Here is a 15,938-nt window from a genome sequence, read left to right as displayed (position 1 = left end):
AGGTTGTGACGGTCCGGGCAACCCACGGGGTCACCGGACGGGGGATGGACGATCAGTTGCGATCCCTCACGAAACAACACGGCAACTTCCGACCATCAGGTGTCGTTCACATGGCGTGCCGGGCAGACTGGCAACGCACTTGTCGAACGACGTCACCGAAGACATAGGAGATCGATCGAAGTGACCATCAAGGTTGGCATTAACGGTTTCGGCCGCATCGGACGCAGCTTCTTCCGCGCCGTGCAGCAGCAGGGCGAAGGCATCGAGATCGTGGCGGTGAACGACCTCACCGATCCGGAGACCCTGGTTCACCTGCTCAAGTACGACTCCATCAACGGCCGCTACCCGGGCGAGGTCGCCCTCAACGGCGACGCCATGACCGTGGACGGCAAGGAAGTCAAGTTCCTGGCCGAGCCCGACCCCACCAAGCTGCCCTGGGGCGATCTGGGTGTGGACATCGTGATCGAGTCCACCGGTCGCTTCGCCAAGGGCCCGCAGATGCAGGCTCACCTCGACGCCGGCGCCAAGAAGGTCATCCTCTCCGCCCCCGGCAAGGAGGTTGACGGAACGTTCGTGTACGGCGTGAACGAGAAGGACTACGACGCCGCGAGCATGAACCTGATCTCCGGCGCCTCCTGCACCACCAACTGCCTGGCCCCGCTGGCCAAGGTGCTCAACGACAAGTTCGGCATCAAGGCCGGTCTGATGACCACCATCCACGCGTACACCGCCGATCAGCGCCTGCAGGACGCCCCGCACAGCGACCTCCGTCGTTCGCGCGCCGCGGCCCTCAACATGGTCCCGACCACCACGGGTGCCGCAGCCGCCGTCGGCCTGGTGCTCCCCGAACTCAAGGGCAAGCTGGACGGATTCGCCGTCCGCGTCCCCACCCCGACCGGTTCCATGGTCGACCTGACCTTCGAGGCCGAGCAGGAAGTTTCCGTCGAGTCCGTCAACGCGGCACTCAAGGAAGCTGCCGAGGGCGACATGAAGGGCATCATCGAGTACACCGAGGACCCGATCGTCTCCAAGGACATCGAGGGCTACCCGGTCTCGACCGTCTTCGACGCACCGCTGACCAAGGTCATCGACAACCAGGTCAAGGTCATCGCCTGGTACGACAACGAGTGGGGCTACACCTCCCGCTTGGTCTCCCTGGTCAACTACGTCGCATCCAAGTTCTGATCCCGCGGTTCCGTCGCCGTCGAATCCGGCCGGAGGGGTACTGACCCCGAATGCGGCCCGTGATTCACGGTGACACCCACGACTGACGCGCGGGGTGTGCGCAGCACCGCTGTGCGCACCCCGCGCGTCAGTCGTATCCACCGGCTTTACTCACCCCACCCATCGCCCACCGCGAGCTCCCGCCTCGCGAACCGGGCACGGCCCACTGGCACCAGTGAGTCCCCATCGAAAGGATCTGCTCCCATGGCCAAGTCTCTGGACGATCTCCTCAACGAAGGTGTTGCCGGCCGTACCGTCCTGGTGCGTTCCGACCTCAACGTTCCGCTCGACGGATCCACCGTCACCGACGACGGCCGTGTCCGCGCCTCGCTGCCCGTGATCCAGAAGCTCTCCGACGCCGGAGCGCGCGTGATCGTCACCGCTCACCTCGGGCGTCCCAAGGGTGAGCCGAACCCCAAGTACTCGATCGCACCCGCCGCGGCGAAGCTCGCCGAGCTCTCCGACCTCGACGTCGTGACCGCCACGGACGTCACCGGCCCCGACGCCCAGGCCAAGGCCGCTGCCCTGACCGACGGACAGGTCCTGGTCGTGGAGAACGTGCGCTTCGATGCGCGGGAGACCTCGAAGGTCGAGGAGGAGCGCACCGAACTCGCCAAGGAACTCGCTGCACTCACCGGTTCGAACGGTGCATTTGTGGGTGATGCCTTCGGCGCCGTCCACCGCAAGCACGCGTCCGTGTACGACGTCGCCAAGATCCTGCCCGCCTACCTGGGGGATCTGGTCAAGACCGAGGTGGACGTTCTGACCAAGGTCATCTCCAACCCCGAGCGTCCGTTCATCGTGGTCATGGGTGGCTCCAAGGTCTCCGACAAGCTCGCGGTCATCGAGAACCTGATCGGCAAGGCCGACAAGCTGCTGATCGGCGGCGGAATGGTCTTCACGTTCCTCAAGGCGCAGGGCTACTCGATCGGTGGGTCTCTGGTCGAGGATGACCAGGTTGAAACCGTGAAGGGCTACCTGGAGAAGGCCCCGGCGGAAGGCACCGAGATCGTGCTGCCTACCGACGTCGTCTACGCCGCCGAGTTCAAGGCCGACGCCAAGAACGAGGTCCGCCCGGTCGAGGACATCGAGGGTGGCGAGCTGGGCGCATCCGGCATGGGCCTGGACATCGGCCCCGACTCCGCGAAGTCCTTCGCGGAGGAGATCTCGGCGGCCAAGACCATCTTCTGGAACGGCCCGGTAGGCGTGTTCGAGATGGAAGCCTTCGCCGGTGGCACCAAGGCAGTCGCAGAAGCTCTGGCCAACGGCTCGGGCATGTCCGTGATCGGTGGCGGCGACTCCGCTGCCGCCGTGCGCACCCTGGGCTTCTCCGACGACCAGTTTGGGCACATCTCCACCGGTGGTGGCGCGTCCCTGGAGTTCATCGAAGGCAAGGACCTGCCGGGCGTCTCCGTCATCGGCTGACCGAAACCCACCTTTTCCGCACGTCTCTCCCGTCTCACGAAGGAGCAACACCCCCATGACGTCACAGACCAACGGCCAGTTCGACCGCACCCCGCTGATCGCGGGCAACTGGAAGATGAACATGGACCACCAGCAGGGCGTGGCCCTGCTGCAGAAGCTCGCCTGGACCCTCCAGGACGCCAAGCACGACTTCGGGCGCGTCGAGGTCGCCGTGTTCCCGCCGTTCACGGACATCCGCTCGGTCCAGACCATCGTCGACGGCGACGACCTCAAGGTCGTCTACGGCGGTCAGGACCTGTCCGACCAGGACTCCGGGGCCTACACGGGCGACATCTCCGGCGAGTTCCTGAACAAGCTCGGCTGCACCTACGTGTTGGTCGGCCACTCGGAACGGCGTACCATCCACGGTGAGTCGGACCAGCAGTGCCTGGCCAAGATCCAGGCCGCCTTCCGTCACGACCTGGTGCCCGTCCTGTGCGTCGGTGAGGGTCTCGAATCGCGCAAGGCCGGGGAGCACGTGAACTTCACGCTGGCGCAGCTGCGCGGCTCCCTCGAAGGCCTGGCCGCCGAGGAGGTGGGCAATGTCGTCGTGGCCTACGAGCCCGTGTGGGCCATCGGCACCGGTGAAGTCGCCGGACCGGAGGACGCGCAGGAAATGGCCGACGCGATCCGCAAGGACCTCGCCGAGCAGTACGGCCAGGAGACCGCGGACAAGGTTCGGGTGCTCTACGGCGGCTCGGTCAAGTCCGGCAACGTCGGGGCGATCCTCAAGGGCAAGGACGTCGACGGCGCCCTGGTTGGCGGCGCCAGCCTGGATCCGGAGGAGTTTGCTAACATTGCGAAGTTCGAGCAGCACCTGGTGACGGACTGAACCAGGTCACAACCTCCGACGCATTCTGCGAGGCAATGAACCATGACGATTCTGCAAAACATCCTGCTGGCCACGATCGTGATCACCAGCTTGATGGCCGTGGTCCTCATCCTCCTGAACAAGGGCAAGGGTGGAGGCCTGTCGGACATGTTCGGCGGCGGCATGACGCAGTCGCTCAACACCTCCGGTGTGGCGCAGAAGAACCTGGTTCGTCTGACCACCACGGTGATCGTGGTGTGGGCAGCGTGCATCATCGGGTATGCCCTGACCATGCGGTTTGCGCCCGCCACCCCGGGCGTGCCGGGGCTGTGAGCTCGACGCAGGACTTCAAGCATTCTCTTCCGACCCCGTGAGGGGTTGAAACGGCGGGGCCGGAACCCACAGTGGTTCCGGTCCCGCCGGTTTCATGGTTGCCGCTTGCGTGGTGCGACGGGCCGTCGAGTCCCGTCAGGTGTCGAGGAGTTACGCGCAGTGGATGTGAGACCCCGCGGAGAGCGTCTCGGGCGTCGTGAACAGCACCGTGGAGACACGGCCGACCACCTCGCCGGCCGGGGTCTCTTCGGCCGACGTCCCTTCGTCCGGCGTGCCACCCAGGAGGCGCCCGATCGCGTCGGCCTTCTCACTTCCGGACGCGACGAACCAGACGTGCTCAGCGGTCGAGATCAGGGGGAGCGTCATGGACACGCGCGTGGGTGGTGACTCGGGGGAGTCGTACACGGCAATCACGGTCGCCTCCCGCATGGCAGCGTCCGCATGGTGCGGGAAAATGGAGGCCACGTGCCCGTCGGAACCCACACCCAACAACGCGATGTCGAACCACGGAAGGCCCGTCGGGCTGCCCTGGGCGCGTGCCGCCGTCTCGAGTTCAGCCACGTAGTCCGCGGCGGCGGCCTCTGCGTTCTCGAACCGGTCGGAGGCACCGATCACGTGCACGTTCTCGGGTGGCAGCTCGGTCATCAACGCAAATGGTTCGGCAGCGTCGGCCGCCTGTTGGATGTTGCGTTCCGGGTGCCCCTCGGGCAGGAACTGTTCGTCGGCCCACCAGATGTCGACCTCGGACCAGTCCGGAACGTACTCCGCGGTCCGGGTCGCCCCGGCCAGGGCGCGGATCGTGGCAACGCCCATGGAGCCGCCCGTGAGCACGACGGACGCACGGCCTCGCCGCTCCTGTGCCTCGACCAAGACCTCATTGATGCGGGCGGCCACGTGCTCCGCCAGGAGATCCGCGGTGCTCTCGGTCTCGACCAGCAGGGTCATGACGCCGGGTTGGTCTCCGGCGTTGCGGCAGCGGAATCGGCGTCCGTTCCCGCGGAGTCCTCCGACTCGGAGGTCACGCCTTCACCACAGACTCCGCACGGGAGCACGTGCACGGCGGAAGCCAACACCTCGCCGTAGACCTCGTCAGGATCCAACTGGCGGAGTTCCTCCGCCAAGCAGGCACTGAGCTCACGGTGGGGGATTGCAACCCTTTGATCAGGCTGGCCAGGCTGGGTCAAACGCGCCAAGGAATGACCTGGCCGTTCCAGCACAATGTCCCCGTTGTCGCGAACCAACCTCACGCTGCTCAGCCCGTGCTCACTCTGTCCAGGGTGCTCGAAGCGCACCGGAGCCGAGAGCCGCCCGCCCAGCCACGCACCGAGGAGGTGCACGCGGGAGGAATCGGCCGCGCCGGTCACCACCACCTCCTTGACCGGCCCGGGTTCAGCCTGGTCCAGGGCCGCAGCGAGCTGCACCCGCCAATGCGTGAGACGGGTCCAAGAGATGTCCGTGTCCCCGGGAGCGTACTGCTGGGCAAGGTGCACCAGGGTGGCGCAGACGTCGTCCGAGTTGGAGGAGTCCGTGATGCGCCGGTGCGCGATCTTGCCGATCGAGGAGTCGGACGGCTTGTTCGGAACCCGATGCGGCCACCATGCCACGATGGGTGCGTCTGGCAACAGCAGGGCGGAAACCAGCATTTCGGAGGGTTCCGCCAATGCACCGTACCCGTGCAGGACAACGACCTCGGAGGCTCCGGCGTCGCCGCCGATCCTCAGCTGGGCATCCAGACGAGTCTCCTCCGAGGCCGAGTGCGACACGTGCATGATGATGCGGCACGGGTGCTCGTGGGAGGCCACGACGGCGGCGTCCAGGGCGCGTTCCGAATGACCGGCCTCCGCCATGATGACCAGGGTCAACACACGACCGAGGGTGACTACACCACCTTCGTCACGAAGTCGGTGCAGCTGCTTGTCGATGTCGGAAGTGGTCGTGTTCTCAAGCGTCACGATCATGGCCGGCGCCACGTCCTTCCATCTCGTTGCATCAGGCGGTCCGCGGACTCGGGACCCCAGGAACCGGGGTCGTACCCTTCGGGTTGGATCTGGTTCTCGGCCCAGTACTCCTCGAAGGGGTCGAGGATCTTCCAGGACAGCTCGACCTCTTCGTGGTGGGGGAACAGCGGGGGTTCGCCCAGCAGGACGTCGAGGATCAGTCGCTCGTAGGCTTCAGGCGATGACTCGGTGAAGGCGTGCCCGTAGCCGAAGTCCATGGTCACGTCCCGGATTTCGGACTGAGTGCCCGGCACCTTGGACGCGAAGCGGATGGTCACGCCCTCGTCGGGCTGGATGCGGATCACGATCGCGTTGTTGCCGAACTCGTCCGTGTCGTGCAACGGGAACAAACGGTCTGGGCTGTCCTTGAAGACCACGGCGATCTCCGTGACGCGGCGACCCAGGCGCTTTCCGGCGCGTAGGTAGAACGGGACGCCCGCCCACCGCCGGTTGTAGACCTCGAGGCGCAGGGCGGCGTAGGTCTCCGTGCGGGAGTCCTCGGGGATGTCGTCCTCCTCGAAGAAGGATCGGACCTCCGAACCGCCCTGCAGGCCGCCCCGGTACTGGCCCAGGGCCGAGGCCTGCCCCAGATCCTCCGGAAGCTGGACGGCGTCCAGCACCTTGGCCTTCTCTGCTCTCAGGGCCCGTGCGGTGAAGTCGAAGGGCTCCTCCATGGCCGTCAGGGCGAGCAGCTGCAGGAGGTGGTTCTGGATGACGTCCCGGGCCGCGCCAACGCCGTCGTAGTACCCGGCGCGGGTTCCGATGCCGATGTCCTCGGCCATGGTGATCTGCACGTGGTCCACGTAGTTGGCGTTCCACAGCGGTTCGAACATCGTGTTGGCAAAGCGCAACGCCAGGATGTTCTGCACCGTCTCCTTGCCCAGGTAGTGGTCGATACGGAAGATCGCGTCCCGGGAGAACACGGACTCCACGATCTCGTTGAGTTCCTGCGCGGAAGCGAGGTCGTGGCCGAAGGGCTTCTCGATCACCACACGACGCCAACCTGAAGCATTCTCGTGCTCGGCCAGGCCGTTCTCAGCCAGCTGGTGACACACGACCTCGAAGGCCTTGGGCGGGATTGAGAGGTAGAACGCGTGGTTCCCGCTCGTGCCGCGCTCCTGATCGAGTTCACGCAGCACGTCCTGCAGGTTGCTGTAGGCCTCCGTGTCGTCGAACTCGCCCTGCACGAAGCGGAGGCCTTCGGCGAACTGCTCCCACACGGCTTCCTGGAACTCGGTCCTGGCGTTGGCGGTCACGGCCTCGCGCACGTAGTCCTGGAAGTCCGTCTTGCTCCACGGCCGACGCCCGAATCCCACGAGGGAGAAGGAGGGCGGCAGAAGACCACGATTGACGAGGTCGTACATGGCCGGCAGCAGCTTCTTGCGAGCCAGGTCTCCGGTGACGCCGAACAGGACGAGCGCCGACGGCGCAGCGACTCGGACGAGGCGCTTGTCACGATCGTCTCGCAACGGATTGGTGTGCACATTCGAGGTTGGCACGAAACTCCTCTGGTCAGGCTTCAGACCCGGATGGGCCGGTGGCGTCGGCGCCCCTCATCGGGCCGGGCGAGCACCCGCGGGTTTGGCATACGTGAGGGGAACATCCTAGGCCTGGGGAGGGGTCGCGTCGGTGGCTTCGCTCGAAGCCACCGACGCGACGGTCCTCACGTTCAGGACTGGGCGAGTGCGTGTAGGACGTCGAGCACCTGGGAGACGCCGGTCTCGCGGTCCTTCAGACGCAAGCGCAGCACCGGGCGCCCGTGTTCGGAGAGCACCTGCGCGTCGCCGTCGGCCTGGGCGGAGATCAGTTCCCCGAAGGTGAAGGGGATGCCGGGGATCTCCAGATCGGTGTCCGACTCTGCCGTGATCTGGAGGAACACACCCACGCCCGGGCCGCCCTTGTGGAACTGACCCGTCGAGTGCAGGAACCGGGGTCCCCAGCCGAAGGTCGTAGGTCGCCTGGTGGCCTTCGCCAGAAGCGGCCGCGCCTCTTCGAGCTCCGCCCAGGTCAGACGATCGAAGTACGCCTGCACAGCCAGGTAGCCGTCGGCGGGAAGCCGCTGCAAGAGGGCTTCCAGGGCCTCCGTCAGGTTCTGTGCCACGCCCAGCAGTCCGGCGTCGCCACGGATCTCCACGGAGCCGTCCACCAGGTCCGCGGCGGTCTGCTCCGGCTTGTCCGCCAGGACCGCGCGCGTTGCGGACTTGGCCGACTCCACGTCGGGCTGATCGAACGGGTTGATCCCCAGCAGCTTGCCCGCCACCGCGGTTGCAACCTCCCAGAGCAGCATCTGGCCACCCAGTGACCCCGCCACTGCGACGGCGTCACCGTCGGGCACCGTGTCCGCATCCACCGGAACCAGGAACGCCGGCAGCAAGTCCGAGGCCACGGGTGCCTTGAGTTCAGGAACGTCCTGAGCCACGACCACGGGGAGAATACCCGTTCCGTCCTTGCCCGTGGACTCAGCAATGAGCTGTTCGGCCCAGTCGGCGAAGCCGACGATGCCGGAGCCCAGATCCTGGATCAGCAGCTTGTCGCGCAGGGGCGACGTGCCGCCCATGGCCGCGCCCAGCAACAAGCCGAGGTTGTCCGGATCATCCTCGCGCAGAGCCTCCGCGGCCTCGTCCACCTCGTCCAGCAGCGCGTCCAGGTCCACGCCCGCCAAACCGGAGGGAACCAGCCCGAAAGCCGTCATGGCCGAGAACCGCCCACCCACGGTGGGGTCAGCCGTGAACACAGCCCGGTACCCGGCGGCACGGCAGGACTCGTCGAACGGCGATCCCGGATCGGTTACAACGACCATGCGGCGTGCGGCGTCGATACCGGCGTCGGCAAAGGCCTTCTCGAAGGCACGACGCGCGGAGTCGGTCTCGACCGTGGATCCCGACTTGGAGGAGATGACCGCGGCGGTGCGCGCGATGTCCTTGGACAGGGCCGCCTGCACCATGACGGGGTCCGTGGAGTCCAGTACGAACAGTTCGACCCCCGCGGTCCTGGTGATGACCTCCGGGGCCAACGAGGAGCCACCCATGCCGGCCAGGACGAATCGGTCCACGCCTTCAGCCGCGAAAGAATCTCGGAGCTCGTTGATCTGGGCCACCAGGGGCCGCGACACCTCGGCCGCATCCACCCAGCCGAGACGCTTTCCGGCTTCGTTCTCGGCCGCCGCGCCCCACATGGTGTGGTCCTTGGCGAAGAGCCTGGAGGCGAATTTCTCCTGGACGAGGGTCGGAACGTGACGTTCAGCGGCTTCGCGTGCCGCACCGGTGAGCATGACGGACAGTGAACTCATGACGTCCTCTCTGTGCGCACGTCTCTGGTGCGCCTCTTGGGTGATGGGTGAGTTTGCGGGCGGCAGATGGTGACGGGCGCCGCGGGGCCCGGGTGGGCCCACGACGCCCGCCGCCGTGTCAGCGTGCCTGGTCCAGTGCGGTCTGCACCGTTTCGAGCAGTTCGGCCCAGGAGGCCTCGAACTTCTCCACGCCCTCGGACTCGAGTTTGGCCACGACGTCGTTGTAGTCGATGCCCAGGGCGGCGAGACGATCCAGGTGGGCGTTCGACTCCGCGTACGTGCCGGTGATCGTGTCGCCCGTGATCTCGGCGTCCGTGGCGGTCGCATCCAGGGTCTTCTCCGGCATGGTGTTCACCGTGTTGGGTGCCACCAGTCCGTCGACGTAGAGCGTGGCCGGCAGGGCCGGGTCCTTCGTGCCGGTCGAGGCCCACAAGGGACGCTGGACGTTCGCTCCGGCGGACTCCAGACGCTTCCACCGCTCCGTACCGATGGCTTCCTCGTACACCTGGTAGGCCAGTCGGGCGTTGGCCAACCCGGCCTTGGACTTGAGGGAGAGGGCCTCGTCGGTGCCGACGGCCTCGAGCTGCTTGTCCACTTCGGAATCTACGCGCGACACGAAGAACGAGGCCACCGAGTGGATGGTGGAGAGGTCCTTGCCGTTCTCGAGTGCCTTCTCGAGTCCCGCCATGTAGGCGTTGATGACGGCGCGGTACCGCTCGAGCGAAAAGATCAACGTCACGTTCACCGACACACCTTCGGCGAGGGTCTCGGTGATCGACGGCAGTCCGGCCTCGGTTGCGGGGATCTTGATGTGGACGTTGGGCCGGTCGATGGTTTCGGCCAGGCGACGCGCCATGGTGGCCGTTGCCTCGGGGTCGTTGGCCAGACGGGGATCGACCTCGATCGAGACGCGTCCGTCCACGCCCTGTGTGGCCTCGGCGATCGAGGCGAAGACGTCGCAGGCGTCCCGGACGTCGTCGGTGGTGATGCGGAAAACCGCTTCGTCGACGTCGACGCCTTCGGCGGCCAGTTCCTTGACCTGCTCCGCGTAGGCGGCGCCGTTGGACAGCGCACCCGCGAAGATCGTCGGGTTCGTGGTCACACCGACGACATCCTTCTCGTCGATGAGCTGTTGGAGGTTCCCGCTGGTCAAACGTTCACGGGAGAGGTCGTCGAGCCAGATGGAGACTCCGGCCTCGGAGAGCTTCTTGGTGGAGGTAGTCATCCTCAGTTCCTAACGTGCTAGCTGCGGTCGGCCCGGTCCGGGGGCGGTGGGCCAAGTCTTGGCGGTCCTCGTGGGGTTCACACGCGGTCGGTGGCGACGGCGGCGATCGAATCGCGCGCCGCGGCCGTGACTTCCTCGGCGGTGATCCCGAATTCTTCGTACAGCTTCTCGTACGCGGCGGAGGCGCCGAAGTGATCCAGCGCGACGGCACGGCCGTAGGTCCCCAACAGGTCGTACCAGGACATCGCCGAGCCGGCCTCGACCGTCACGCGCGCCCGGACCCCGGACGGAATCACGGACTCGCGGTACTGCGCATCCTGGGCGTCGAACCACTCACGGCAGGGCATGGAAACCACGCGTGCCTTGATCCCTTCGGCCGCCAGTTGTTCGCGGGCGGCCACGGCCAGCTGGACCTCGGAGCCGGTACCGATCAGCACCACGTCCGGGGTGCCTTCCGAATCGGCCAGGACGTACCCGCCCCGGGCAGCTCCTTCGGCTGACGCGAACTTCTCACCCTGGCCGTCGTCGTCGATGTCCTCACGACGGAACGTGGGCACGTTCTGGCGCGTCAGCGCGATGCCCGCAGGCCGTTCCCGCCCTTCCAGGATGGTGCGCCAGACGACGGAGACCTCGTTCGCATCGGCCGGTCGAACCACGTCCAGCGCCGGGATTGCGCGCAAGGCCGAGAGCTGTTCGACGGGCTGGTGTGTGGGGCCGTCCTCACCCAGACCGATGGAGTCGTGCGTCCAGACGTAGATCGACGGGACGCCCATGAGTGCACCGAGGCGGACCGCGGGACGCTGGTAGTCCGAGAAGATCAGGAACGTGCCCGAGAAGGCGCGCGTCTGGGTGGACATCGTGATGCCGTTGACGATCGAAGCCGCCGCGTGCTCGCGGATGCCGAAGTGCAGCACCCGTCCGTACGGGTTGCCGGACCACTTGGACGTGGACCGCTCGGCGGGGATGAACGACGCCGCCGACTCGATGGTCGTGTTGTTCGAACCTGCCAGGTCCGCGGAACCGCCCCACAGCTCGGGGAAGGTGTCGGCGATGGCGTTGATGACCTTGCCGGAGGCAGACCGCGTGGCAACGTCCTTGCCCGGTTCGAAGGTCGGGAAGACCGCCGCGTAGTTCTCCGGCAACTGTTCGTCACGCAACCGGTCGTAGAGCTTTGCGCGCTCCGGATTGGCCTCGCGCCAGGCCTTGAAGGACTCCTCCCACTCGGCACGATCCGCAGCACCGCGCTGGACGAGTTCACGGGTGTGAGCCAGGACCTCGTCGTCGATGGCGAAGTGCGCCTCGGGGTCGAAGCCCAGGACCTCCTTCGTGGCGGCCAATTCCTCGGCACCCAACTTGGACCCGTGGATTCCACCGGTGTTCTGCTTGTTCGGAGCAGGCCAGCCGATGATCGTGCGCAGTGAGATCAACGACGGCTTACCGGTCTCGGCCTTTGCGGCCTGGATCGCGTCGTAGAGGGCCTGAACGTCCTCCACGTACTCCCCGTCACCGCCGTTGGTCCAGTCCACGGTTTGCACGTGCCAGCCGTAGGCCTCGTAGCGCTTGGCGACGTCCTCGGTGAAGGCGACGTCGGTGTCGTCCTCGATCGAGATCTGGTTCTGGTCGTAGATCACCACCAGATTCCCCAGTTCCTGGTGCCCCGCCAGCGACGACGCCTCGGAGGTCACGCCTTCCTGAAGGTCGCCGTCGGAGGCGATCACGAACACGTGGTGATCGAAAGGGGATTCGCCCTGAGCAGCCTCGGGGTCGAAGAGCCCGCGGGTGTAACGCTGTCCGTAGGCGAAGCCGACGGCGGAGGCCAGGCCCTGGCCGAGCGGCCCGGTGGTGATCTCGACGCCCTTGGTGTGGCGGTATTCGGGGTGGCCCGGTGTCCTGGACTCGAATGTGCGCAACGATTCGATGTCACCCATCTCGAGCCCGAAGCCGCCCAGGAAGAGTTCGAGGTAGAGCGTCAGGGACGTGTGCCCGGGGGAGAGGATGAACCGGTCGCGGCCGGTCCAGCGGTCGTCCGTGGGGTCGTGGCGCATGACCTTCTGGAAGAGGAGGTACGCGGCCGGCGCCAGGCTCATGGCCGTGCCGGGGTGACCTGAGCCCACCTTCTCGACGGCGTCCGCGGCCAGGACCCGCACGGTGTCAACGGCACGGCGATCCAAATCGGTCCAGGTGAGCTGCTCAGCGTGTGGCACGGGAACGGTGTCCTTTCCTAAGGCGATACGCGCGTGGCGCCTGAGTTCGAGACACCGGCGACACGCGGGGCTGTCCGTGGTTCAGCCTAGGTCAACCGGGCAGGCCTGAGCACACGCCGACGGCCGGTTTCGTCATCATTGCGCCCCCGGCATAATCACCGCCGATCACGGACGGTGCGCGGTTCTCGCTTCTGTCGCGAGGGTTCTTCGTTCCGGGCGGGCGGGCGGTAGAGTGGCAGGAAAGTCTCCGTTCGTGCCGTGCGAACCCCACGTTTTCGGGTGTCACGCTCATGACCTCGGGCGGGCGGAGCGGTCGACAGCAACTACTCAGGGAGAGCGAACACGTGAGCTCAGCGCAGGCCTCGGAGCATGCCGTGGTACCCGACAGCGGGCCCGGCCACAGCCCGGCGGCCGGTGTTCCTCGCTCCACGACCCTGACCGAGCGTGTCCGTGCGTACCTGCAGCTCATGAAGCTCCGGATCGTGGAGCTGTTGCTGATTGCAACCGTGCCGACCATGATCTTCGCTCAGCAGGGGATGCCCAGTTTCTGGTTGATCCTCAACACCCTGATCGGCGGAACCCTGTCCGCCGGCGCGGCCGGAGCCTTCAACTCCTACATCGACCGCGAGTCGGACCGGCTCATGAAGCGCACCTCCAAGCGCCCGCTGGTCACGCGGGTCGTGGGGGACCGCGAGGCTCTCGTGTTCGCCTGGGTGGTCGCGATCGTCTCCGTGGCCTGGTTCCTGGTGTTCGTCAACGTCCTGTCGGCGGTCCTGACGGCGTTGGCGATCTTCCTCTACGCCGTCTTCTACTCGATCATTCTCAAGCGCCGCACACCCCAGAACATCGTCTGGGGTGGAGTCGCCGGCTGCATGCCCGTGGTCATTGCCTGGGCCGCGGTGACCGGCACGGTGGCGTGGCCCGCGATGGTGCTGTTCGCCGTCGTGTTCCTGTGGACTCCACCGCACTACTGGCCGCTGTCCATGAAGTACGCGGATGACTACTCGCGCGCGGGAATCCCCATGCTGGGTGCCATTTCCCCGGCGGGCAAGGTCGCGTCCCAGGTGGTCCTCTACGCGTGGGCCACCGTGATCTGCTCCCTGCTGCTGGTGCCCGTGGGCGGCGCCGGGTGGTTCTACGCCTCCGTGTGCCTGGCCGCCGGGGCATGGTTCGCCTACCAGTGCCACCGCCTGCTCCACACCGCCAACGCCGGGGAGCCCACGGACAAGCAGGCCATGCGGGTGTTCCACAGCTCCATCACCTACTTGACGCTGGTCTTCGTGTCCGTGGCCGTGGACCCCTTCATCGGCGGCCCCATCCTGTGACCACAGTGCAGGGCACATCATGCTGACCATGCAGTTCTCCGGCCTGGTCGCCTACCCCGTGACTCCGTTCTTTCCCGGCGGGGCGATCGATCTGGTCACCTTCGCCGAGCAGATCGAACGTCTGGCCGATTCCGGTGTGGAAGCGATCTGCGTCCTGGGTACGGCGGGGTCCTTCGCGTACCTCGATCACCAGGAACGTGGCAATGTCGTGCGCACCGCCGTGGCCGCCGCCAAGGGCTCCGGCGTGCCCGTGGGCGTCGGCATCTCCGCCCTGACCACTCAACGTGTCCTTGAACTCGGTTGGGACGCGGAGAACGCGGGTGCCGACGGCTTGGTGGTGAACCCGCTGTCCTACGTGGCACTCCGGTCGCCGGAGATTGCCGATCAGGTGGAGACCGTGGCCTCCTCGGTGAGCTTGCCGCTGTGCCTGGACAACAATCCCGCCACCACGGGGTTCGTGTACCCCGTGGACCTGGCCGCTGAGCTCACCCGGCTGGAGAACGTGGTGGCCTTCAAGGACACCGCCGACTCCGCGCGTGCTCTGCAGAACCGGCGGCACCTCTTCGACGAACTCTGTGACCCAGGAACCACCTACGGTGTGGCCAGTGCGCACCTGATCGTCGACGACGCAATCGCGAGCGCCGCATGGCACACCGGATTGGCCGCCGCGCTGCCGCGGGAGTTCACAGCTTTCCGGACCGCCGCGGTCACAGGAGATGAGGACGCGGTCCGGCGCTGGCAGGAGGCACTGCGTCCCCTGATCGAAGTGTTGCGCTGGGAACGTCCCCTGAGTTCGATCTATGCCCTCAACGACGTGTGCGGGGTTCGCACCTCGGCGCCGCGGCGTCCGCTGCACCCGGTGACCACGCAGAGCAGGCAACGGATCGAAGCTGCCGTGCGCGTGGTCCGGCACGCCATGACCGATTAGTCGGTCGGCAGAACCTAGACTGACCGAGTGCCGATGGACCACCCCCTGACCCCAACGGATGCCGACCAGCAGCTGCCCGCGCTGGAAGTACGCGCCCTCTCGATGGAGTTCAACGTCTCCCACGGTCGGGGGCACCACGCCGTGCGGGCCGTCAACGGACTGAGTTTCGTCGCGGCCCACGGCCAGGTTACGGCTTTGTTGGGTCCCAACGGTGCCGGGAAGACCACCACGCTGGAATGCGCGCAGGGCCTGCTCAAGCCCACCGGAGGCACTGTCCGACTGCTGGGGGAGGACCCCTGGAACGCGGGACCTCTGCTCCGGTCCCGGGCGGGTGTCATGCTCCAGGACGGCGGCCTGCCGCAGTCCGCCCGACCCGGAGAGTTCCTACGGCACGTGAGTTCCATGTACCGGCAGCCCGCGGACATGTCCGGGCTCATGGACCGACTCGGCATCCATTCCTTTGCCCGGACCCCGCTACGTCGTCTCTCGGGCGGGCAGCGTCAGCGCGTGGCGCTGGCCGCCGCCCTCGCCGGGAACCCGGAGATCGTCTTCCTGGACGAACCGTCGGCCGGCCTTGACCCACAGTCCAGAACCGTGGTCTTCGAACTGATCGCCCAGTTGCGCGAACAGGGCACCGCGGTGGTCTTGACCACGCACCTCCTGGACGACGCCCAGCGTCTGGCCGACCACGTCGTCATCGTGGCCCGAGGCACGGTGCGTGCCTCGGGGACTGTGGCGGAACTCATCGCCGGGGATGACGGCGGACGCCCCGGCGCGCTGCGCATCGGATTGACGGCGGGCCAGCGGAGGGCCTGGGAGTCGGCTCCACCGGTCTCGTCGGGCCGGTCCACATCTGAGTCCGAGGAGCCGCCAACCGGAGTCAGTTCATTCGGGAGATCCATCGGGCTGAACGTGACCCTCGAAGACGACCGGGTCACGGTGACCGGTGACATCCGTCCTGAAGTCTTGGCCCACATCACATCGTGGCTGGCGGACACGGGCGAGCTGCCGACGTCGATGACCCTGCAGCCCCGGACCCTTGAAGACGTGTTCCTGGCAATTGCCGGACGGGAGATCCGATGACCACAAAGGAACAACACCACGCACGAAGCGCAGTAGCTGGTCATGCGAGAGCGGC

At 66.6% G+C, this 15,938-nt stretch carries 13 protein-coding genes; 7 read left to right on the top strand and 6 right to left on the bottom strand.

Annotated elements, in window-relative coordinates; all coding sequences use genetic code 11:
- Nucleotides 1-180: 180 nt before the first annotated feature.
- The 4 genes from gap to secG all read left to right on the top strand — a co-directional run bounded on the left by gap (nt 181) and on the right by secG (nt 3,832).
- Complete coding sequence (gap, locus tag GWK18_RS00220) at nt 181-1,185, top strand: type I glyceraldehyde-3-phosphate dehydrogenase (protein WP_123824806.1); 1,005 nt, start codon at nt 181-183, stop codon at nt 1,183-1,185.
- A gap of 243 nt (nt 1,186-1,428) precedes the next feature.
- Entirely contained in the window at nt 1,429-2,649 is a 1,221-nt protein-coding gene (locus GWK18_RS00215; RefSeq protein ID WP_123824805.1) for a phosphoglycerate kinase, read from the top strand.
- Between the two features lie 55 nt (nt 2,650-2,704).
- On the top strand, nt 2,705-3,520 hold the full coding sequence (gene tpiA / locus GWK18_RS00210; RefSeq protein WP_123824804.1) for a triose-phosphate isomerase: 816 nt from the start codon (nt 2,705-2,707) through the stop codon (nt 3,518-3,520).
- 42 nt (nt 3,521-3,562) lie between these two features.
- A complete protein-coding gene (secG, locus tag GWK18_RS00205; protein ID WP_166832417.1) occupies nt 3,563-3,832 on the top strand; it encodes a preprotein translocase subunit SecG in 270 nt (89 codons plus the stop codon).
- A 150-nt stretch (nt 3,833-3,982) separates the two neighbouring features.
- On the opposite strand, the gene pgl is transcribed toward secG, so the two are convergent.
- The 6 genes from pgl to tkt all read right to left on the bottom strand — a co-directional run bounded on the left by pgl (nt 3,983) and on the right by tkt (nt 12,547).
- Nucleotides 3,983-4,777: a 6-phosphogluconolactonase gene (pgl, locus tag GWK18_RS00200; RefSeq protein WP_166832415.1), complete on the bottom strand. Its 795-nt coding sequence runs from the start codon at nt 4,775-4,777 to the stop codon at nt 3,983-3,985.
- On the bottom strand, nt 4,774-5,790 hold the full coding sequence (locus GWK18_RS00195) for a glucose-6-phosphate dehydrogenase assembly protein OpcA (protein ID WP_166832413.1): 1,017 nt from the start codon (nt 5,788-5,790) through the stop codon (nt 4,774-4,776). The genes pgl and GWK18_RS00195 overlap by 4 nt, the downstream gene beginning before the upstream one ends.
- Nucleotides 5,787-7,328 carry a glucose-6-phosphate dehydrogenase gene (zwf, locus tag GWK18_RS00190; RefSeq protein ID WP_166832411.1) on the bottom strand — a complete coding sequence of 514 codons (1,542 nt, stop codon included), beginning with the start codon at nt 7,326-7,328 and terminating at the stop codon, nt 5,787-5,789. Before zwf ends, GWK18_RS00195 begins: the two co-directional genes overlap by 4 nt.
- A 170-nt stretch (nt 7,329-7,498) precedes the next feature.
- Entirely contained in the window at nt 7,499-9,118 is a 1,620-nt protein-coding gene (locus GWK18_RS00185; protein ID WP_166832409.1) for a glucose-6-phosphate isomerase, read from the bottom strand.
- 118 nt (nt 9,119-9,236) lie between these two features.
- Nucleotides 9,237-10,343 carry a transaldolase gene (tal, locus tag GWK18_RS00180; protein ID WP_123824798.1) on the bottom strand — a complete coding sequence of 369 codons (1,107 nt, stop codon included), beginning with the start codon at nt 10,341-10,343 and terminating at the stop codon, nt 9,237-9,239.
- 77 nt (nt 10,344-10,420) lie between these two features.
- On the bottom strand, nt 10,421-12,547 hold the full coding sequence (tkt, locus tag GWK18_RS00175) for a transketolase (RefSeq protein WP_166832407.1): 2,127 nt from the start codon (nt 12,545-12,547) through the stop codon (nt 10,421-10,423).
- Between the two features lie 434 nt (nt 12,548-12,981).
- On the opposite strand from tkt, the gene GWK18_RS00170 reads away from it, so the two are divergent.
- Genes GWK18_RS00170 through GWK18_RS00160 form a run of 3 tightly spaced genes read left to right on the top strand, consistent with a single transcriptional unit; the run spans nt 12,982 to nt 15,883 of the window.
- Nucleotides 12,982-13,872, top strand: coding sequence for a heme o synthase (locus GWK18_RS00170; protein ID WP_267900141.1), 891 nt, complete (start codon nt 12,982-12,984; stop codon nt 13,870-13,872).
- A 19-nt stretch (nt 13,873-13,891) separates the two neighbouring features.
- A complete protein-coding gene (locus GWK18_RS00165; RefSeq protein WP_233568709.1) occupies nt 13,892-14,800 on the top strand; it encodes a dihydrodipicolinate synthase family protein in 909 nt (302 codons plus the stop codon).
- A 33-nt stretch (nt 14,801-14,833) separates the two neighbouring features.
- Nucleotides 14,834-15,883, top strand: coding sequence for an ABC transporter ATP-binding protein (locus GWK18_RS00160; RefSeq protein ID WP_325049536.1), 1,050 nt, complete (start codon nt 14,834-14,836; stop codon nt 15,881-15,883).
- Nucleotides 15,884-15,938 lie beyond the last annotated feature (55 nt).

Origin of the sequence: Kocuria sp. JC486 (assembly GCF_011602805.1) — a bacterium.
Classification (GTDB): domain Bacteria; phylum Actinomycetota; class Actinomycetes; order Actinomycetales; family Micrococcaceae; genus Kocuria; species Kocuria soli.
Note: the sequence above shows the minus strand (reverse complement) of the source record. Positions and strands in the feature narration are given on the sequence as shown.